Source organism: Peptoniphilus equinus (assembly GCF_027921445.1).
Taxonomy (GTDB): Bacteria; Bacillota; Clostridia; order Tissierellales; family Peptoniphilaceae; genus Peptoniphilus; species Peptoniphilus equinus.
The window spans coordinates 16,913-36,189 of record NZ_CP115667.1 but is presented as its reverse complement, the minus strand read 5'-3'; the positions used below and the strand labels follow the sequence as shown (position 1 = coordinate 36,189).

Below are 19,277 nucleotides of genomic sequence, written 5' to 3'. Positions count from 1 at the left end.
CATGATTAAAGAAGCTATTGTAAAAATTGTAAATAAAGAAGATCTCACCTATGATGAGGCGTACACTGTCATGAACGAAATTATGAGTGGTGAGACAACGCCTACACAGAATGCCGCTTTTCTGGCAGCCATGTCTACCAAAAACGCCAAAGCCGAAACTGCCGATGAGATCGCAGGCTGTGCAGCTGCAATGAGAGCACATGCTATCAAAGTGGAAACTGACATGGAGCTTTTTGAACTTGTCGGCACCGGTGGTGACAATACACATAGCTTTAATATCTCTACCACTTCGGCCCTGGTTGCGGCGGCGGGCGGTATGAAAGTGGCCAAGCACGGCAATCGGGCTGCATCCTCCCAGTGCGGAACAGCGGACTGTCTGGAAGCACTCGGCGTCAATATTCAGCAAAGCCCCAGCAAATGTATTGAACTTCTCAACGAAGTCGGCATGTGTTTCTTCTTCGCACAAAAATACCATGCCTCGATGAAGTATGTGGGAACTATCCGCAAAGAACTCGGATTCCGTACCGTGTTCAATATCCTCGGACCTCTGACCAATCCGGGTACACCTTCCATGCAGTTGCTCGGCGTGTATGACGAGTATCTGGTTGATCCGCTGGCACAGGTTCTCATCAAATTTGGAATCAAGCGTGGTATGGTCGTCTATGGTCAGGATCAGCTGGATGAAATTTCTATGAGTGCTCCGACTACGATCTGCGAGATTCGAGACGGCTGGTTCAAATCATCGGTGATAACGCCCGAAGATTTCGGATTTGAGCGCTGCACGAAAGAAGATCTGAAGGGCGGCACGCCTGAAGAAAACGCTGAAATTACCCTTTCAATTCTAAAAGGCGAAAAAGGCCCTAAGAGAAATGTCGTGCTTATGAATGCCGGTGCGGCACTCTATATCGGCGGTAAAGCTAAGAGCATGAAAGACGGTGTCGCACTTGCTGCAGCTATCATTGACTCCGGCAAAGCACTGGAAACACTAAATAAACTGATCGAAGTCAGCAATCGGCCGGAGGTAGAAGAATGACAATACTTGACAGACTTGCTGATCATGCCAGAAAGAGAGTGGCAGAAGCCAAAAATAAACTATCCCTCGAAGAAATCAAGCAGCAGACATTAGACTTACCTCAAGGCACATTTGCGTTTGAAAACGCCCTGAAAAAGCCTGACCTATCTTTTATCTGTGAGTGTAAAAAAGCCTCTCCCTCAAAAGGTGTGATTGCCCCGGTCTTTCCGTATTTACAAATTGCAGAGGAATATGAAATGGCGGGTGCCGACTGCATTTCAGTCCTGACTGAGCCCAAGTGGTTTTTGGGTAGTGATGAACATCTTATGGAGATTGCAAACTCAGTTTCGATCCCTTGTCTTAGGAAAGACTTCACGGTGGATGAATATATGATCTACGAAGCTAAGATACTCGGTGCCTCAGCGGTGCTTCTTATCTGCTCGATACTGGATTCAAGCCAAATCAGAGAGTATATTGGCTTATGCGATGAACTCGGTCTTTCAGCATTGGTGGAAGCTCACGATGAGACAGAAGTAAGCACAGCGATACAGTCAGGCGCACGAATCATTGGCGTCAACAACCGGAATCTCAATGATTTTTCCGTAGATACCGAAAACAGTCGCAGATTAAGAGAGCTGATACCCCGTGATGTACTTTTCGTGTCAGAAAGCGGTGTAAAAGACGGTGCAGATATTATAAAGCTCCGGAAAATCGGTGCAGATGCGGTATTGATTGGAGAGACCCTCATGAGAGCAACTGACAAAAAATCTAAACTCAGCGAACTTCGGGAGGCAGTATGACAAAGATAAAGCTATGCGGATTATCCCGTCCCTGCGATATAGCAGCTACTAACGAATTAAATCCAGAATATATCGGATTTGTCTTTGTACCGAAAAGCAAGCGATATATTACGCCGCAAAAGGCAAAAGCGTTGAAACAGCTGCTTAACGCAAATACTAAAGCGGTCGGAGTTTTTGTGAATGAAGACGTTAAAACCATTGCCGATCTTTTGAATCAAGGGATTATTGATATTGTTCAACTCCACGGTGCTGAAGACGAGGATTATATAAAGCAGTTGCGAATACTCACCGATAAACCGATTATCAAAGCGATTCGAATTGAATCCGAGAAAGAACTTGTCGATGCCGAATGCTGTAGTGCGGATTGCATACTGCTTGATTCAGGTGCAGGTACGGGAACGGTATTTAATTGGAAACTGATACAAAATGTAAATAGACCCTATTTCCTTGCAGGAGGACTGACGCCTGACAATGTGGAAAATGCGATCAGTATGCTTCATCCCTATGCGGTGGATGTCAGTTCAGGCATTGAAACTGACGGACTGAAAGACAAAACAAAAATGGCGGCATTTACTGCTGCTGTCAGAAAGGAAGAAAAAATATGACAAATCCAAACGGACGCTTTGGTGTTCACGGCGGTCAGTATATTCCCGAAACACTGATGAATGCGGTTATTGAGCTTGAAAAAGCGTATAATCATTACAAAAACGACCCGGATTTCAACAGAGAAATCACCGAGCTTTTCCAAAACTATGCAGGCAGACCATCACGACTTTACTATGCCGAAAAAATGACAAGGGACCTTGGCGGTGCGAAGGTATATCTGAAACGTGAAGATCTCAATCATACGGGTGCACATAAAATCAACAATGTGCTCGGTCAGGCACTTCTTGCAAAGAAGATGGGTAAAACCCGATTAATCGCTGAAACAGGAGCCGGTCAGCATGGTGTAGCTACAGCAACTGCCGCTGCACTGCTGGACATGGAATGTGTGGTATTTATGGGCGAAGAAGATACTATCCGTCAAGCTCTAAATGTGTATCGCATGCGGCTGCTCGGCGCTAAGGTGATTCCGGTAAAGACCGGTACGGCAACCCTCAAAGATGCGGTATCGGAAGCCATGCGTGAGTGGACTTCCAGAATCAACGACACTCACTATTGTCTCGGGTCAGTCATGGGACCGCATCCGTTCCCTACCATCGTTCGTGATTTTCAATCTGTCATTTCCAAAGAGATCAAAGAACAGATTTTAGTAAAAGAAGGTAGACTTCCCGATGCTGTCATTGCCTGTGTTGGCGGTGGATCAAATGCCATCGGAAGCTTCTATCATTTCATCGAAGATAAAAATGTTCGTTTGATCGGTTGTGAAGCAGCCGGCAGAGGTGTTGATACTTTTGAAACGGCAGCAACTATTGCAACCGGCAGAGTCGGCATCTTCCACGGTATGAAGTCTTACTTCTGTCAGGATAACGATGGTCAGATTGCTCCTGTTTATTCTATTTCCGCAGGACTTGACTATCCCGGCGTTGGCCCCGAACACGCATACCTTCACGACATTGGTAGAGCACAATACGTGCCTGTCACCGATAACGAAGCGGTAAATGCTTTTGAATATCTTGCGAAGACCGAAGGCATCATCCCTGCGATCGAATCGGCACACGCTGTGGCACATGCTATGAAGATTGCACCGATGATGGATAAAGATAAAATAATCGTAATTACAATTTCCGGCAGAGGCGACAAGGACTGTGCTGCCATTGCCTGCTACCGAGGGGAGGATATTCATGAGTAACATTCAAAAAGCATTTGAACACGGAAAAGCATTCATCCCGTTTATCACCTGCGGCGATCCCGATTTAAATACAACAGCGGACATTGTCCGTGCCGCTGTAAAAAATGGTGCCAACCTCATTGAGCTCGGGATTCCTTTCTCCGATCCCACGGCAGAGGGTCCCGTGATTCAGTCAGCAAACCTGAGAGCACTGAGCGGCGGTGTCACAACGGATAAGATATTCTCTTTGGTAGAAGAACTTCGCCGTGATGTGAAAATTCCAATGGTATTTATGACTTATGCCAATGTCGTCTTTTCCTACGGTGCGGAAAAATTTATTGCCACCTGCCGTGACATCGGAATTGACGGACTGATTCTGCCAGATCTGCCATTTGAAGAAAAGGAAGAGTTCCAGCCGCTATGCAAAAAATACGGCGTTGATTTAATTTCAATGATCGCGCCTACCTCTGAAAACCGTATTGCTAGGATTGCAAAGCAAGCAGAAGGGTTCATTTATATCGTGTCCAGTCTTGGTGTGACAGGCGTGAGAAACGAAATCAAGACAGACCTCGCTTCCATTGTTAAAATAATAAGAGAAAATTCCGACGTGCCCTGCGCTATCGGATTCGGTATCTCCACACCTGAGCAATCAAAGAAAATGGCGGACATATCTGATGGTGCCATTGTCGGCTCAGCAATCATCAAGCTTCTGGAACAGTATGGAAAGGACGCGCCGAAATACATCGCAGAGTATGTGAAGACAATGAAATCGGCTCTATTAACTAATTAGTGGCAGAAACAGTAAACCCCATTCCCATTCACTCTTTTTCTTATGGTAAATCGTACCACAATAAAGAGGCGCACCTTTTGGAGTTGAAATTCCAAAAAGTGCGCCCCTTGTCATTTAAATGTCGTATGCAAACTCATGCAGGATACTATCTTCGGTTCGCTTGTGGCGTTTCTGTGTATCTGCTACTACGAAGTCTACAATCCGGTAAGCACCGCATGGTGTATTCCACCCTCGATACATTACATTATGCTCTGTTTTTATGTTAAACTAACCCGCGCCACTTAAAGAGACCGTAGCAAAGAATCAAAAGGCCAAGCATTTTTACCAAAAAGGCTGTGACATGCTCGCCGGTTTGACGATCGTGATCTCTTGCATACAGTACGCTGAGCACCACCACAAGACCTAAGAGTCCCCATCGCACGGACTCCAAGTACGCTGCTGTCATCTCTCTTGTAACAAACTGGAAGAGGACAAACACAGTTAAGGCAATGACCAGACATGCCTGTAGAATTTTACTCTTATTCATGATCCTTCTTATACTCAACCAGTGCCTTACCTAAGATTTGAATGGCACGACGAATATCTTTTTCATTGATGACGTAGGCAAGGCGAACTTGCGTCTTTCCGGCGTCGTTGTTTTGATAGAAGCCGAAAGCAGGGGCCACCATCACCGTTTCACCCTCATCTTCAAAGTCGTTTAACAGCCATGCCGCAAAGTCATCGGTATCTTTGACCGGCAGTTCGGGCATAACATAGAAAGCGCCTTCAGGCATGGTCACTTTCACGCCGTCAAGTTTCGTCAGTTCCTCATAAATTGCGTGACGACGGCGATTGTATTCGTCGTTGACATTTCTGAAGTAGGCATCACTCACATCGTAGAGAGCTGCCGCACCAATTTGGTCTACCGTGGAGACGGCCAGCCGGGAGGTGGCAAGACGCACGACACCGTCCATAATCTCAGGGTTCTTGCAGATCAGTGCACCAATGCGCGCACCGCACGCACCAAAGCGCTTGGAGATAGAATCCATGAGGATAAGACGATCGTCAATGCCTTCCACCCCTGTGAAGGAGGCAAACTCTGCTCCGTCAAAAATAAATTCCGAATAGACTTCATCGGCGATGATAAAGAGGTCATTTTCCAAGGCCACATCGACAATACGTTGAATTTCTTCATGGCTGTATACAGCTCCGGTCGGATTGGACGGGTTGGAAATAAGGATGGCTCGTGAACGCTCGTCAATGGCTTCTTGAATCACGTCTTTGGACGGCAGACGATAACCTTGATCAATGATTGTATCAAAGGTCTTCATCTTGATGCCGATTTCTTTAGCCATGGTTTGATAGTTGGAATAAAACGGGTTGGTGGTGACAATATTGTCCCCGATATCACAGATGGTTTCTACTGCAAATCGCAAGGCTTCACTGGCTCCGGAGGTAATGACGATGTCTTTTTCCGGATCGTAGGATTTACCCCGTCGTGCATAGTAACCACAGGTGGCTTCCCGAAGTTCTTTAATCCCCTTAGATGGCGCATAGTCAATAGTTTGCAGTTCTATGGCGCGAATGGCATCAAGAAATTCCTCAGGTGTCTTGGTGTCAGGCGCACCGATGTTCAGGTGATAGACTTTTTTACCCGCTTTTTCCGCCGCATCAGACAATGGTGTCAATTTACGAATCGCTGAAAACGGAACTTCTTTTACTCTTTGTGATAGCTTCATAATACCACTCCTTATCTAAGTCTTAAATCTTCCCCATAAAATTTCAACGGCATAAACTTTTGAAATACCCTTGAAAATACACGATCTGTGTAGGTGCTCGAGAGCTCTTTCGGCGAGAGATTGGTGGATATCAACGTCTTTTTGCCGCTCAACAGTCTGGAATTGACAATGTTAAAAATCTCCGATGTGGAGAAGGCATTGATGCGTTCAATCCCCAAATCGTCGATGATAAGTAAATCACTGTTTAAGAGCAGCTCGTATTTCATCTGAGTTGCCTCATTGCGTCGAAACCTGCGATCTTCCACGATATCTACGATATTGAAGGCGGTTTGATAGATGACATTGACATTCTTATCCAAGAGTTCTTTAGCTATACAGTTTAACATAAAAGTCTTGCCCTGTCCTGTTGTACCATAAAAAAGCATATTAAAATCATTATTTTTTTCAAAGTCGTCAATAAACCGCCGCACGACGCGAAGAATGGCTTCCATGTTGTCTCGAGGACTTAAATTTTCGCCATCGTAGACGTCTTTAGAAAAAATACCCAGATCAAAGGTCAGAAAATTTTCTTTTTCCAGTTGTAGATTGAGATTGCTCATTTCATAGAGCTCACGGGAGATACGCTGTTTAAAACAACGACAGCGACTGCCGTCTTCCAGTCTTCCTGTATCCTCACACAGCTCACATCGATAGTCCACCTTGGTGTAATCACGGGGAAGACCCATCGTCATAAGCAGGTGCGCTTTTTCCTCCCGGAGCGTGTAGAGCGCTTCATTGATTTCCGAAAGTCCTTTGGAGTTGGGATGAAGAAGCTGCTCTTTCGCCCCTTCAATCCCCAAGCGCTGAATCTTCTGATCCAAAGCTTCCAGTTCAGGAAGGTTGCGATATAGCTTTGCCATCTTTTTGCGGTGAGCTTTCTCATCGGCATCGCGCAGCTCTTGATACTCCCGTTCAATTTTGCGAAACAGTTCCATTATTCACCTAACTTCTTTAGGAATGCGTCCCGTTTTTTCTGAGCGAGCGCTTCCAAATCGTCTTCTGTCATGGTTTCAGTCTGCTGTTTAAAATTGTGAAACGTCGTTCGAGGTGTCGGACGACTGTCCCGTGCCTTCACTTCTTTCGGATCCGTGATGCCCTTGGACTGCCAATTTCTTAAAATCCGATCCACATAACCGAGATTGGGATGCTGAATATTCACCGTCCTGTCGCAGGCCGCCATCACCAGCTCCATGCTCATCCCCTCATCAAACCAGCGGTTTACCGTGTCAAAATCTACCGGGGTGTACGCCTTATTTGAAAGACCGATGCGATTTTTCACCGCCATCAGACGATAGTAACGCTCATCATGTTCCCGAATGGAGCGCTCGATATCTTCTTTAGTGCGGATGTTGTCCCGTGACCAATTGCGCACCACCGCTTCCACGTAGTCCAGACTGTCTTTTTTTTGCACTTCGGTGACATACCAAAAAGCTTCCTCAATAAGGTTCGGAGGCATGTTGTAGGTCTCAATCCAAGAGGCAATATCACGCTTTTTTGAGTGCGTTAAGGTACCTCGCATATAGTAGTCTGCCTGAGAGAGGAGATTGGCAATGTCCCTGTCGTCTAAAAAAGTGCTTCGGGATGTGGCTTCCGGCTTAGCATAGACATGTTTGACATAGAGTTCTTTTAAGTTCACATAGGTCACCGTCGGCTCACCGTTCGCCTCATCAAGACGCACCGCTCCCACGCGCTCCCAATAAGAAAATGCTCGTTTGACATCTGATTCAATCAAACCCAACAAATCTGCAAGGGTCTGGTAACTCATGACCGTTGACAAATCCTTTGTGCGAGCGAGTCGTAAGCCTAACAAGTAGACTTTGACAAAGTTGCCGTCCGCTTGAGGCATATAATCATTGATAAAAATATTCTCAACCGGGGTGTCTCCTAAATCCATGGTCGTCGTATCCAGTTGTAGTTTCATCGGCAATCACTCCTTCTTAGTACCATGTGATCCACATAGAAAAACACCATACCCATAATTTGAAAAAAGTAGTTCTTATCCATCTCCATCCCGTTCCGAGGATTGTCATACTTCATAAAAGTCGTGTGCGTCTTTTGAAAACCTAACGTGTCATAAAGTCGCCTTGCACGAATATTATACCTCGCCACGGACAGATAAAGTTTGGTATAGTTCGTCATCTCAAAGTAACGACGGATCATCGTCTGTAGTGCCTCACTGCCGTAACCCTGAGAGACATAGTTCGGATCGAACACCACACCCAACTCCCGCCCGCCGAGACGCGGCAGACGTTTAAAGGAGACGTAGCCTATAGGTCGCTGATCCAAGAGCACGGTATAGTACTTACCGCCTCCGGTCTTCCACGCCAGCCATGCTTCACAATCCGACACCGTTTTTTCATAGAAATTATAATCATCAAACCTGGGATCAGTATGGCGTCCCCAGTCCCGAAATGCCAAGACATGGTTCAAATTCAACGGTTCGTAAGTGAGACTCATAACTTTTTAACAATCCGCTCATACAGTGAGTCATAAATAGGCGGCGTGTGGCAAATTTCTGCCACTAACATACTGACCAAACTCGTGACGGTAAAAAAGAGGAGCAGACTGAAACTGCCGGTCATCTCCAACACCAGAATGATGGCAAGAATCGGCGCTTGAACCACCGACGCCAAAATACCCACCATACCCAAAATAATAAAATTCAAAAGAAACTCACTGAGTCCGAAGCCTGCCACCAAGTGAAAAATCACCGAACCCACAATGGCGCCCAGCACTAAAACCGGAAGGAAAATTCCACCTTGGGCCCCGCTGCCATAGGCAAAGGTCGTATAAAAGAGCTTCGTCACTAACAGAATGAGCAACATCGTGAGGGAGTATTCCCCGCGCGCAAAGCTTTCGACCAAGTGATGCCCGCCTCCGGTGATATCATAGAAATAACGACCGATAAACAAGCCGACAATGCCTAAGAACATCAGCTTATACATAAGATCCAACTCAAAATGATTCCATAAGTCCTGCATTTTGAGAAGCGTGTAATTGAACACAACCCCCACCAGACCGGTGGCAATACCTATGATTAAAGCGACCCACAGGTACCTTAGATCCAGCGTGTGGTGAAAGGTGAAACTGAAAGATGTTTCCTTGCCCATCAGTGCATAACTCACCGCATTGGCTGTCGTCGTCGCGGCAATGATGGGCACAAACAGCGTATGCGATACTTTCTTGTGGAGCTCCTCCACACAGAAGATGACCCCGGCAAGGGGTGCATTAAAGGCTGCGGCAAGCCCTGCTCCGGCACCGGCGGAGATGAGCAGCATCTTCTCCTCCGATGTGATACGCAACCAGGAGAACTTGCTGTCCAAACGGGAAACAAGCTTACCTGCCATGCCTCCCATTTGAATAGATGGGCCTTCTCGTCCCAGAGAGAGCCCAATAATATTTAAAAGTGTCCCACCGGTGAGCTTGGAAAGCAGGACCCGAAGCGGCTTCATACGGATGTAACCTTCCAGCTCGGCGTGAATTTGTGGAATGCCCGATCCGCCGGAAAAAGGCGCCCATGTTAAGAGCTTGGCCGCCACCACACCGCAAATCAGGACGGCAATCAAAGTGGACACCAACTCCGGACCGCTCTTTTGAAAGAAAGGCGCTCGAAAGGCATCGGTTTGATTGATAAGAAAGCGATACAGCACGGCACAAAGTCCGGAAAAAATTCCCACTAAACTGCCCATGCCTGCCATTTTTAAAATATTTCTGTTCGTGCTCACCCTATTGCCCCTTTACTCTCCAGTTGCCAAATTTATAGTACAGCCCCGTTCCCGCACCGGTCACAATCCAGGTGATAGGATAGGAGATAAAGATGGTGTCAATACTGTTGTTCACCTTCATGCCGAAATAGAGTAAGATCAAGCGGAAAATACACATCCCGAATACAGAAATGGCCATAGGCATCACAGCCTCGCCGGTGCCTCGTATAAAACCGCCGATGACTTGGTTCGCACCAAGAAAAACATAGGCCCATGATAAAGTGCGCAAAAATCTCACACCGATATCCACAACTTCCGGATCACCGTTAAAAATAGTGATCAACGGCTCAGCAAAAATATACCCGATTAGACCGAGGACGATGGATTCCACAGCGACCATGCCTAAAGTGACTTTAAGTCCCGATCTGAAGCGATCCATCTTGCCCGCGCCATAGTTTTGTGCGGCAAAAGTCGTCGCCCCGAGTGCAATGGCATCCAGGCCCATGAAGATAAAACCGTCAATGCGGGATTCTGCTGCGGCGCCGGCAATGGCGTTGGCACCGTAGACGTTAATCATCCCTTGAATGACGACGTTGGAGAAGGAGATGACGGCTGTTGAAATGCCCGTGGGTATACCGATTTTAAAAATGGTGCTTAGCGATTCCCGGTAAAATTTAATCTCCTTGAGATCCAATTTAAAAATTGCCGTGGTTTGAGAAAGGTTCAGCGTGACGAGAACGGCAGAGACCACTTGTGCAGTGACCGTAGCAAGACCCGCCCCGACAACCGACATTTTAAAGAAAGCGACAAGCACCAAATCCAAGACGATATTGACCAGTGCCGCCACTAAAAGAAAGTTAAACGGCCGTCTGGAGTCACCGACGCTTCTCAAGATCGACGCGCCCATATTGTAAACCAACAGGGGAATCATTCCGATAAAGAAAATGCGCATATACTCCAGAGATTTATCCATAATGGACGCCGGCGTATTTAAAAGCCCCAACATCCACGGCGATAAAGTGATCCCTAAAATACTGATGATGGCCCCTCCGGCAATGGCAATGGCGTAAGCCGTATGGATGGCTCGTTTTAAACGAATCCGATCCATAGCACCGAAGAGTTGCGAAACCACGACGCTTGCCCCGGTAGTCAGACCGATAAAAAGACCGATGAGGAGGTTTGCAATAGGTGCTGTCGCTCCGACAGCTGCCATGGGATCTTTACCTGCAAACTGACCGACGATCATCAAATCCGCCGTATTATAAAGCTGTTGTAAGAAGTTGGATAAGAGCAAAGGTATGGCGAAGTAGATAATCCCGGAGACGATGGAGCCTTCCGTTAAGTTGACATGTCTTTTTTCATTATATTTCAGTTTCATGGCATCCTCCTCTCAATTGATTGACGTCGTTACTTCCTATTATAGGAAAAGGTGCTTTTTTATACAACTTGAGGTTTATCTCAAATAAAAAAAACTATGACCGTGTCATAGCATTGGAGCTGATAGGGGGATTTGAACCCCCGACCTATTGATTACGAATCAATCGCTCTACCAACTGAGCCATATCAGCAAAGAGCACTTAAACGCGCTCACTTTTTTTATTTAAACAGTATATTTTATAAAGGCCCTGAATGTCAAGGTCTTTAATAAAAGCAATACCATTAAATTCATGAAGAATAAAAGGTGCAAACTCTCCCGTGGCGATAAGTTTGTGATGCGGATAGTCTCGAAGCACCGATGCGACGGCACCTCGGCTTTGATAGTAGAGCCCTGCTTGAATGGAGCGCTCGGTAGTGTTTCCGATAGGACTCTTCGGGTGTTCCAGTTCCACCTTCGAAAGCTTTGCCATAGATTTTAAACTTTCAAGGGCAAGAGAAATCCCCGGCATAATCATCCCGCCTAAAAACTGATTGCCTTCAATAAAGTCCACAGTAATCACATCTTTTAAACTGAGTACAATCGCCTGATCCGGCGCCACATAAGCCGCCCTTGCAATACGATCCGCCCCGACTTCCTTCGGATTTTCACACTTAATGTTCAGTCCCGTTCTGACCCCGCTTCCCACCACCAGGGCATCGCTGAAAATCATCTTCAACTTGTAGGTCATATCAGGCACCACCGACGCAATGATGCATCCCTTCACACACGCCAAGGTGTAAGGCGCCATAAAGATTTCAATTTTCTTTTTTAATTCATCCACGGTATCCAGGGAGTCCCGTTTAAAACTGAAGCTATGCACCAAGGTCTCGTAAAACAGACCAAAGTGCACAGCGTTGTTTTCTATATTGATGGCAACAATCATGACATGCCTCTTTTAATGCCGCTTGGAAAGGGTTACGGCCTTGACGACAGCGGTGGTGACAATGACACTCAGAATCGCCTCAGGCAAACCGCTGCTCACAGCTACCCCAAGGATGACACTGCGCGCCATCGCTACCGGCTGACCGATAGCCACCATGTACTGTTCCGCATAGAGCAGATACATCATGCCGAGGAAGAAGACCGTATTGGTCATGGAGCCGATAAATGCACTGGCGACAATGGGAAAATCTCCGTTCATTTTAGCAGAACTGTAATATAACATCGCAAGACACAATCCCAAAAAGACAGCACTGATCACTGTAGTCACTACATTGAGCTGCGGTGCTTGGAAATTGCGATACAAAATCCATGCCAACACGGCACTGCACACGGCCCAAGCCACCATATTCAGATTTTTCATCACCTTGGGACTCAACTTTTTCACCGCAATAAAGGCATAACCGGCAAAGAGTCCGATTAACACCCTAGGTACGACCGAGACCAGCGGATTCATAATAAACGGTGTCAGCGGTGTTGGCGTCATGATAGAACGCAACAGCGACGACAACCCGAAGATCAGACCCACCAAAGCACCGACCACAGGGCCTTCCACAATGGCACCGATAATGACGGGAATATGGAGTGTCGTAGCGTTTAAAATGCCCAGGGGAATAAAGCCCAGAGGCGTGAACCCGAGGGCCACCGTGATAGCTCCTAAGACAGCAGTGATAACCAGCCGCCTACTTTTGACATTGGTTGTACGTGTTTGATTCATGTTTCCTCCTGATAGAGTTCTCTTTTGAGATACCCTTCAATTGTAAGCTCCTTAGAGCTCGTGATACGATTGGACACCGCCGGCGGATTGGGCGGCATAAATGGCGTTTGCAATACTTCGTGCAATACACCTTGCAGCCAGGACGCCGACGAGAGTATTATCACACACTACATCGCCTGTTGCAACAGCAAAAATCGTGTCCCCGTCAAACATGGTGTGGACGGGATCGATCCCTCGAGCATAGCCGTCATGGGCCATTTGCGCCACTTTGTTCAGCTGCACCTTTGAGAGCTTGCCGTTTGTTGCCACAATAGAGAGTGTCGTATTTCGACCTTTGAAGGCATCATAGCCTTCTTTCGCTTTTTCTTTTAAAATATCGACCGTGTCAAGAAAGTGGCCCTTGTCGTGAACACCGGCAATTTGCCTGTGACGTTCGCTGTCATAGATATCTCCGAAGGCGTTTAACACCGTAAGCGAACTGACAATAAGTTCCCCGGCCTGAAGACTGGCCTGTCCCAGACCCGATTTCACCGCATGTGCATTGCCTAAAGCTTTGCCCACAGTGGCACCCATACCGGCACCCACTAAGCCTTGACGGTCGTTATCAATGGCAGTGCAGGCTTGATAGCCCATTGCAAAATCGGGATGGACATCAGCTCGCCCGATGGCTAAATCAAAGATCACGGCACCTGGCACAATAGGTACCTTGTAAAAGCCGGTATCCATGCCCAGACCCTGCTCTTCCAAATACTTGACCACACCGCTGACAGCATCCAATCCAAAGGCGGATCCGCCGCAGAGCGCTACGGCATTAACCTCCGAAACCAGATTTTCACTTTTTAAAAGATCCGTCTCCCGTGTGCCCGGAGCAGATCCACGCACATCCACCCCACAGGTCATCGGTTGATCACTTAGTAATACCGTGACGCCGGTGAGGGCATCACTATCCTGAGCATGACCCAGTCTGATGCCCGGTACATCGCAAAGTTTTCCGGGATACATCATAAGCTGCTGAGCGTCCCTCCCAATTCATCGTACAAGGTGGCCTTCTTCACGTCTTTAGCCGCATTCTCATCCCGTAAGCGTTCAATCATTTTAAAAGCAAGAGCGGCAGAATAGGCCGGACCGCGAGCTGTGATGATGTTGTCATCCTCTACCAGAGCCTGATCTTCAGGTACCAGACCGTCACTCATCCGTTGTTCCACGCCGGGATAACAGGTGAACTTCCGATTTTTCAGCACGTTGGCTTTATCTAAGACCACCGGTCCTGCACACATGGCAAAGACCAGCTTTTCCAAGCCGTTATAAAGCTCCACCATTTCACGGACTTTGTGGTTGTCGGCAAGTGTGGCGGCGCCGGCACTGCCCCCCGGAATATAAAGTGCTTTATAGTCGTCCAGTTTAATGTCGTCCAGTGTGAGATCGGTAAAGATCTTCACATCGTGAGCGGTTGTGACTGTGTTATGAGCTGTAACGGAAACTGTATCCACTTCAAGACCGCCACGGCGCAAAAAGTCCACCACAGTCAGCGCCTCAATATCTTCAAATCCGTCGGCCAACAATACCATTAAATCTTTCATGCGTGTTCCCCCATTTTCTTTGATTTCTCACAAGCATTGATGACAGCATCCATAACCACACTGCGAAATGCGCCATCTTCCAACGCCCGAACGCCTTCAATCGTGGTGCCTCCCGGAGAAGTGACCTGATCTTTTAAGACTCCCGGATGGCAACCGGTTTGGAGTACCATCTCTGCCGCGCCGCGGACGCTCGCAGCAACAAATTCATATGCTTCATTTCGTTTTATACCCGAAAGCACAGCCCCGTCACCGGCCGCTTCGATAAACATATACACGAAGGCGGGCATGGCACCGGCACAAGCGCTGAATGCATCAAAAAGCGCCTCATCCAGTTCCGTCACCTTGCCGAAACCTTCAAAAAGCTCGCGTACGATTTCAAACTCCGCTTCAGTGACATACTCATTTTGGGCGATGGCACTCATGCCATAACCCACTTGAGCCGGCGTGTTAGGCATGGATAAAATCAGCTTTTGCGCTGGGAACATCCCTGCCAATTTTTGAAACGTCATCCCCGCTGCAATGGAAATCACCACAGTTTGTGGTGCTAAATGTCCTTTGAGTTCCTCCGCCACAACCGGATAGATGTGCGGCTTAACCCCCAAAAACAGATAGTCCACCTTGGCAATACCGGTGACATCCACCACATTAGCGCCCACATACTGACTTAAATCCTTATCTTTGTTGGACAAATACAGCTCGATGTCATCACGTGTCATCAGACTGCGAGCGATGGCACCGCCCATATTGCCCACGCCCAGAATCCCTACTTTCATATTTCACCTCAAATCTATTATACACATTCCCTTAGTTTTTACCATGAAGGAAGGGTATGGATTATGATAGAATGTCTAAAGGAGGTTGTGATGCAGCACACGGTATCCCTAGGAAAACTGTTTACTATATTCTTTAAAATCAACGCCGTCACCTTTGGCGGCGGCTATACCATTGTGCCCATTGTCTCGGACGAATTTACGAGACGCCAGCATCTTATCGATGACGACGAGATGTTTGACATTGTCGCCATGGCACAAAGCGGACCAGGCGCCATGGCCATCTCCACCTCACTGCTGACCGGCTACAAACTTCGCGGTATCCCCGGCGCACTCACGTGTCTTGTCGCATCCGCATTGCCCTGTCTGATCACCTTGAGTATCATCTCGCACTTTTATTTGGAGTTTCAAAAAAATCCCTTTGTCCGCTCAGTGCTTAACGGCATCAGCGGCGTGGTATGTGCCGTGCTTTTAGTCACCACCTACAACATGGCAAAGCGCGCCTTGCGCCATCACAAAGTCTTTAGCGCCGTGATGATGGGGATGGTCTTTATCCTCAGCTTCTTTCTTCACGTGGACACCGCGTATTTAATCCTGATGAGCGGCATGGCCGCCATTGTGCTCTTTTACTTTACCGACAGAGAGGCACGCTCATGATCTATGCCGAGCTCTACCTCACTTTTGTCAAAATCGGAGTTCTCGCCTTTGGCGGGGGCTATGCTTCCATTCCGCTGTTACGGCGGTTTATCGTGGAAGAAAACGGATGGATCAGTATGAACCAATTTGTGGACATCATCTCCATCTCGCAAATGACGCCGGGTCCTATCGCCATTAACTCCGCCACCTTTGTGGGTCAAACGGTCGGAGGACTTCCCGGTGCAGTGGTAGCCACACTGGGTTCTGTCACTCCCCAAAGCCTTTTGATGATGACGCTGGGTTATTTTCTCTTTGAACGCAACAAGCATTTCAAAATCTTGGACTGGCTTCTCTTGGGTATCAAATCCTGTGTGGTCTCACTGATTTTAATTACCGCACTGGATCTTATTCAAAATACACTGTTTGGAGTCAATGTGAACGTACCCGGTCTCATTGCCTTCCCCCTAGCTTTCATTCTCTATATCAAAGGAGTCAGCCTGTACTATCTACTGGCTATGGGCGCTGTGATCGGTTTTATATGTCAACTTTTAGGAGGGTAATGATGAACAGAACAATTGACCGTGCTGCACTGAAAACTCAAGGCAAAGCCTTTGTGCGAGCTCACTTCCTGCACGCTTTTCTCGTGGTACTTTTGGGAGGCGTTGTAGGCGGCTTCTTTAATGTGGAGTATCGCATCACCGATACCGTGACCGAAACCACGCGTCAGACGACAGGCTATGAAATTATAGAACACAACGGCAACTACTATCGCGAAACGGTGGACGGGACCAAGTGGCAAATCAACGTTTTTAAACCCTTCGGCACTATCGCTGAAACCGTCCCGGTTAAGATTCTTATTGAAGATATGTTTATCGTCGAAGCTCCGTTTGCTGTCTATGCCGCCTTCACCGCTTTCATTCTCCTCGGCAGCGTACTGATCTTGAATCCTTTGCGCGTCGGCAGTGCGGGGTACTTTGCTGAAGGCATACGCGGTAGAGAAGACATGAGCCGCGTCATCAAGCCTTTTAAAGACGCATGGATCCCCACCGCTGCGAAAATGCTTCTCTTAGATGTCACCATCGCCCTATGGGGTTTACTCCTCATTATCCCAGGCGTTATAAAAAATTACCAATACTACTATGTCCCATATCTGCTTGCAGACCATCCACAGATGACTCTTCGCGAAGCTAAAACCCTATCTCGACAAATGACCGAAGATAAGAAGTTTCAAATTTTTGTGTTGGAGTTATCCTTTTTCTTATGGATCCTGCTATGTATTGTTACGGCGGGCATTGCCTTTATTTATGTAGCACCGTATATGTCCGCAACCTTCGGCGCACTCTATGTCTCGGAAAACGACCTGTTGGATACTGAGCCGGACTATGCTCACAGTACCTATGGTGCCTATAGAAATGATTACGATGAGGACAAGCATCCGTGGAATGAGACGTCCCAAGATGCTATCGACGGTGTTCGTGACGCTGACGACCTTAACATCCAATCCTAAACAACAATCCCTTTTTCAGCCCCCTAAATCGGATTCACATTCCTCTTTAGGGGGTTATTTTATGTGCGTATACGACAATCAAAAGAGGAAACAGTCTATCCCTATTGAAGCGCTTTAGCCAATATCTCAAAAGCTTACGTTATACATAGCTGTAACAGATAGACTCCGCTCCTATGCGCTCCACGTACCTCCCGTTAAGCTGCAGATATACTGCGACCCGGGTCTGCACTCCCCATTATTCTACAAAAAAAGAGATAAGTTTCTTAAACTTATCTCTTTTCGTCTCTCACCTCGTGAGTTATAAAATGACTTACTTACACTATTTTTCCTCATCAATATCATCAATAAAGAATACTTTAACGGCTGCTACCAGTTGCAATAAGAAGATGAATAATACGACAAAACCCCCTGCAGCAGCTAAATCTTTAACGCCTTGCACACCTTGTTCACCGCCGCCAAAGGCCGCCATAACGATGGCAATGGTACCAATAAGCACGCCCCAAACGATCTTCATATATGCAGGAGCTTCCGATCCGATCGGCACATCTTTCATACACATGGAAGCAATACTGGTTGTGGTTGCATCTGCAGCTGTGGTGAAGGAGACCAGAATCACGAGCAAATTGATCGGTATCAATAGTGCTGAGAGCGGCAAACTCTTTAAGAATTCAAACAAAGCCATCGTCGCATTGGAATTTTGAATCGTTGCAACGAGATCCGCCGTGCCGTTCATTTGCATAAACAGTGCGTTATTGCCCCAAACGCCGAACCAAATAATCCCAAATACAGCCGGTAAAATGAGATTGATCATTAAAAACTCCCTCACGGTTCTGCCGTAGGATATTTGTCCTAAAAAGATACCGGTTACCGGTGCGTAGGCAATCCAAACTGCCCAGTCAAATAATGTCCAGGATTTGACAAGAGGTGCGCCGCCAATATCAATCGGATCTAAACCCCATCTGAAGAAATTTTGTGTCCATTCAGCAAGACCTGCTGTGGAATTGCGCAGAATAAATAAAGTTGGTCCTACAATGAACAGAAATACCAATAAGCCATAATAAAAATAGGCATTGATACTTCCTATTTTTGCCAAACCCTTGTCTAAACCCACATAGGACGATAAGCTGAATAAAAAGACGATCAGTATACCTATGCCCATAAAAAGAGGCAGCGTCGATTCAATGCCGTAGCCGGAATTTAAACCTGTCGTCAAGAGTGTGATACACATGGTGAGACCTGAGCTGATACCTAAAATAATCCCGAGCATGGACAATACGTCAATCACAGTTGCAATTTTGCTTTGTTTGATTTTTTCACCAAATAGCGGTGTGAGAGAGGCCGTAACGCTCAGCGGTTGTTTTTTGTTGAAATAGAGATAGGCAACTAACACGCCGACCAGGGCGTAGATGGCATAAGGAATAAACGTCCAATTGTAAAAGGATCTTCCCATGGCAAAGCGCAATGCTTCCGCGGAAAATGGTTCAATGCCCAAGGTATCCAATTCTCCCCATACATTGCCATAATAAATCAGCGGTTCATTCACACCCCAGCTGACAATCCCTGTTGCCACACCGCCTGTTAAAGTCATCGCAAACCAGGTCATAAACGAGTACTTTGGTGTCGCATCCTTGCCTCCAAATCGAATTTTTCCCACCTTGGAGAACATGATGGCAAAAGTTAAAATCAAACAAAATATGGTAACCAGTTGGTACAGCCAACCAAAACTTTCCAAAGACCAGTTGAAAAATTTATTGGACACGGTAGATAGCGCTTCATTATTGACCAGACCAACTATAGCAGCAATTAATACCAAGACAAATCCGGGAATAAAAACTTCCCATCGAATATCCTTTTTCTTATTTTCCATATTTACACC

At 46.9% G+C, this 19,277-nt stretch carries 21 protein-coding genes and 1 tRNA gene; 8 read left to right on the top strand and 14 right to left on the bottom strand.

The features are described from left to right. Position 1: 1 nt before the first annotated feature. The 5 genes from trpD to trpA are packed head-to-tail and all read left to right on the top strand — an operon-like array spanning position 2 to position 4,373. On the top strand, positions 2 to 1,033 hold the full coding sequence (gene trpD / locus O6R05_RS00185; RefSeq protein WP_271191551.1) for an anthranilate phosphoribosyltransferase: 1,032 nt from the start codon (positions 2 to 4) through the stop codon (positions 1,031 to 1,033). Beyond that, positions 1,030 to 1,812, top strand: coding sequence for an indole-3-glycerol phosphate synthase TrpC (gene trpC, locus O6R05_RS00180; RefSeq protein WP_271191550.1), 783 nt, complete (start codon positions 1,030 to 1,032; stop codon positions 1,810 to 1,812). The genes trpD and trpC overlap by 4 nt, the downstream gene beginning before the upstream one ends. Next, positions 1,809 to 2,417, top strand: coding sequence for a phosphoribosylanthranilate isomerase (locus tag O6R05_RS00175; protein WP_271191549.1), 609 nt, complete (start codon positions 1,809 to 1,811; stop codon positions 2,415 to 2,417). The genes trpC and O6R05_RS00175 overlap by 4 nt, the downstream gene beginning before the upstream one ends. After that, on the top strand, positions 2,414 to 3,604 hold the full coding sequence (gene trpB / locus O6R05_RS00170) for a tryptophan synthase subunit beta (protein WP_271191548.1): 1,191 nt from the start codon (positions 2,414 to 2,416) through the stop codon (positions 3,602 to 3,604). Before O6R05_RS00175 ends, trpB begins: the two co-directional genes overlap by 4 nt. Further along, positions 3,597 to 4,373: a tryptophan synthase subunit alpha gene (gene trpA / locus O6R05_RS00165; protein ID WP_271191547.1), complete on the top strand. Its 777-nt coding sequence runs from the start codon at positions 3,597 to 3,599 to the stop codon at positions 4,371 to 4,373. The genes trpB and trpA overlap by 8 nt, the downstream gene beginning before the upstream one ends. A 262-nt stretch (positions 4,374 to 4,635) precedes the next feature. Here the strand turns inward: trpA and O6R05_RS00160 are convergent, their stop codons facing one another. The 13 genes from O6R05_RS00160 to proC form a co-directional block, all read right to left on the bottom strand. Next, positions 4,636 to 4,899, bottom strand: a complete 264-nt coding sequence (locus O6R05_RS00160) for a hypothetical protein (protein WP_271191546.1) — start codon at positions 4,897 to 4,899, stop codon at positions 4,636 to 4,638. After that, a complete protein-coding gene (locus tag O6R05_RS00155) occupies positions 4,892 to 6,091 on the bottom strand; it encodes a pyridoxal phosphate-dependent aminotransferase (RefSeq protein WP_271191545.1) in 1,200 nt (399 codons plus the stop codon). The genes O6R05_RS00160 and O6R05_RS00155 overlap by 8 nt, the downstream gene beginning before the upstream one ends. An 11-nt stretch (positions 6,092 to 6,102) precedes the next feature. Beyond that, positions 6,103 to 7,065, bottom strand: a complete 963-nt coding sequence (locus tag O6R05_RS00150; protein ID WP_271191544.1) for an ATP-binding protein — start codon at positions 7,063 to 7,065, stop codon at positions 6,103 to 6,105. Beyond that, the gene (locus tag O6R05_RS00145) at positions 7,065 to 8,051 is read right to left on the bottom strand and encodes a DnaD domain-containing protein (RefSeq protein ID WP_271191543.1); all 987 of its coding nucleotides are present in this window, start codon (positions 8,049 to 8,051) and stop codon (positions 7,065 to 7,067) included. The genes O6R05_RS00150 and O6R05_RS00145 overlap by 1 nt, the downstream gene beginning before the upstream one ends. Then, entirely contained in the window at positions 8,048 to 8,587 is a 540-nt protein-coding gene (locus O6R05_RS00140; protein ID WP_271191542.1) for a GNAT family N-acetyltransferase, read from the bottom strand. The genes O6R05_RS00145 and O6R05_RS00140 overlap by 4 nt, the downstream gene beginning before the upstream one ends. Further along, positions 8,584 to 9,855, bottom strand: coding sequence for a ClC family H(+)/Cl(-) exchange transporter (locus O6R05_RS00135; protein WP_271191541.1), 1,272 nt, complete (start codon positions 9,853 to 9,855; stop codon positions 8,584 to 8,586). Before O6R05_RS00135 ends, O6R05_RS00140 begins: the two co-directional genes overlap by 4 nt. A 1-nt stretch (position 9,856) precedes the next feature. Further along, positions 9,857 to 11,212, bottom strand: a complete 1,356-nt coding sequence (locus O6R05_RS00130; protein WP_271191540.1) for an MATE family efflux transporter — start codon at positions 11,210 to 11,212, stop codon at positions 9,857 to 9,859. A 114-nt stretch (positions 11,213 to 11,326) separates the two neighbouring features. Then, positions 11,327 to 11,402, bottom strand: a tRNA-Thr gene (locus O6R05_RS00125). A 9-nt stretch (positions 11,403 to 11,411) separates the two neighbouring features. Further along, a complete protein-coding gene (locus O6R05_RS00120; protein ID WP_271191539.1) occupies positions 11,412 to 12,134 on the bottom strand; it encodes a type III pantothenate kinase in 723 nt (240 codons plus the stop codon). 12 nt (positions 12,135 to 12,146) lie between these two features. Continuing rightward, a complete protein-coding gene (locus O6R05_RS00115) occupies positions 12,147 to 12,908 on the bottom strand; it encodes an ECF transporter S component (RefSeq protein WP_271191538.1) in 762 nt (253 codons plus the stop codon). Between the two features lie 51 nt (positions 12,909 to 12,959). Beyond that, entirely contained in the window at positions 12,960 to 13,910 is a 951-nt protein-coding gene (locus tag O6R05_RS00110; protein WP_271192314.1) for a P1 family peptidase, read from the bottom strand. Continuing rightward, positions 13,910 to 14,488, bottom strand: a complete 579-nt coding sequence (locus O6R05_RS00105; RefSeq protein ID WP_271191537.1) for a DJ-1 family glyoxalase III — start codon at positions 14,486 to 14,488, stop codon at positions 13,910 to 13,912. Before O6R05_RS00105 ends, O6R05_RS00110 begins: the two co-directional genes overlap by 1 nt. Beyond that, the gene (gene proC, locus O6R05_RS00100) at positions 14,485 to 15,261 is read right to left on the bottom strand and encodes a pyrroline-5-carboxylate reductase (protein WP_271191536.1); all 777 of its coding nucleotides are present in this window, start codon (positions 15,259 to 15,261) and stop codon (positions 14,485 to 14,487) included. The genes O6R05_RS00105 and proC overlap by 4 nt, the downstream gene beginning before the upstream one ends. Positions 15,262 to 15,351: 90 nt before the next feature. On the opposite strand from proC, the gene O6R05_RS00095 reads away from it, so the two are divergent. From O6R05_RS00095 to O6R05_RS00085, 3 genes are read left to right on the top strand one after another with little or no spacing between them, the layout of a single operon-like run. Beyond that, complete coding sequence (locus tag O6R05_RS00095) at positions 15,352 to 15,915, top strand: chromate transporter (RefSeq protein ID WP_271191535.1); 564 nt, start codon at positions 15,352 to 15,354, stop codon at positions 15,913 to 15,915. Then, positions 15,912 to 16,454, top strand: a complete 543-nt coding sequence (locus O6R05_RS00090) for a chromate transporter (protein ID WP_271191534.1) — start codon at positions 15,912 to 15,914, stop codon at positions 16,452 to 16,454. Before O6R05_RS00095 ends, O6R05_RS00090 begins: the two co-directional genes overlap by 4 nt. Beyond that, a complete protein-coding gene (locus O6R05_RS00085; protein WP_271191533.1) occupies positions 16,454 to 17,401 on the top strand; it encodes a DUF975 family protein in 948 nt (315 codons plus the stop codon). The genes O6R05_RS00090 and O6R05_RS00085 overlap by 1 nt, the downstream gene beginning before the upstream one ends. A gap of 319 nt (positions 17,402 to 17,720) precedes the next feature. On the opposite strand, the gene O6R05_RS00080 is transcribed toward O6R05_RS00085, so the two are convergent. After that, a complete protein-coding gene (locus O6R05_RS00080; RefSeq protein ID WP_271191532.1) occupies positions 17,721 to 19,268 on the bottom strand; it encodes a BCCT family transporter in 1,548 nt (515 codons plus the stop codon). Positions 19,269 to 19,277 lie beyond the last annotated feature (9 nt).

Coding starts and splice junctions, on each gene's coding strand:
- trpD (WP_271191551.1), top strand. CDS start 2: ATGATTAAAGAAGCTATTGTAAAAATTGTAAATAAAGAAGATCTCACC.
- trpC (WP_271191550.1), top strand. CDS start 1,030: ATGACAATACTTGACAGACTTGCTGATCATGCCAGAAAGAGAGTGGCA.
- O6R05_RS00175 (WP_271191549.1), top strand. CDS start 1,809: ATGACAAAGATAAAGCTATGCGGATTATCCCGTCCCTGCGATATAGCA.
- trpB (WP_271191548.1), top strand. CDS start 2,414: ATGACAAATCCAAACGGACGCTTTGGTGTTCACGGCGGTCAGTATATT.
- trpA (WP_271191547.1), top strand. CDS start 3,597: ATGAGTAACATTCAAAAAGCATTTGAACACGGAAAAGCATTCATCCCG.
- O6R05_RS00160 (WP_271191546.1), bottom strand. CDS start 4,899: ATGAATAAGAGTAAAATTCTACAGGCATGTCTGGTCATTGCCTTAACT.
- O6R05_RS00155 (WP_271191545.1), bottom strand. CDS start 6,091: ATGAAGCTATCACAAAGAGTAAAAGAAGTTCCGTTTTCAGCGATTCGT.
- O6R05_RS00150 (WP_271191544.1), bottom strand. CDS start 7,065: ATGGAACTGTTTCGCAAAATTGAACGGGAGTATCAAGAGCTGCGCGAT.
- O6R05_RS00145 (WP_271191543.1), bottom strand. CDS start 8,051: ATGAAACTACAACTGGATACGACGACCATGGATTTAGGAGACACCCCG.
- O6R05_RS00140 (WP_271191542.1), bottom strand. CDS start 8,587: ATGAGTCTCACTTACGAACCGTTGAATTTGAACCATGTCTTGGCATTT.
- O6R05_RS00130 (WP_271191540.1), bottom strand. CDS start 11,212: ATGAAACTGAAATATAATGAAAAAAGACATGTCAACTTAACGGAAGGC.
- O6R05_RS00120 (WP_271191539.1), bottom strand. CDS start 12,134: ATGATTGTTGCCATCAATATAGAAAACAACGCTGTGCACTTTGGTCTG.
- O6R05_RS00115 (WP_271191538.1), bottom strand. CDS start 12,908: ATGAATCAAACACGTACAACCAATGTCAAAAGTAGGCGGCTGGTTATC.
- O6R05_RS00110 (WP_271192314.1), bottom strand. CDS start 13,910: ATGTATCCCGGAAAACTTTGCGATGTACCGGGCATCAGACTGGGTCAT.
- O6R05_RS00105 (WP_271191537.1), bottom strand. CDS start 14,488: ATGAAAGATTTAATGGTATTGTTGGCCGACGGATTTGAAGATATTGAG.
- proC (WP_271191536.1), bottom strand. CDS start 15,261: ATGAAAGTAGGGATTCTGGGCGTGGGCAATATGGGCGGTGCCATCGCT.
- O6R05_RS00095 (WP_271191535.1), top strand. CDS start 15,352: ATGCAGCACACGGTATCCCTAGGAAAACTGTTTACTATATTCTTTAAA.
- O6R05_RS00090 (WP_271191534.1), top strand. CDS start 15,912: ATGATCTATGCCGAGCTCTACCTCACTTTTGTCAAAATCGGAGTTCTC.
- O6R05_RS00085 (WP_271191533.1), top strand. CDS start 16,454: ATGATGAACAGAACAATTGACCGTGCTGCACTGAAAACTCAAGGCAAA.
- O6R05_RS00080 (WP_271191532.1), bottom strand. CDS start 19,268: ATGGAAAATAAGAAAAAGGATATTCGATGGGAAGTTTTTATTCCCGGA.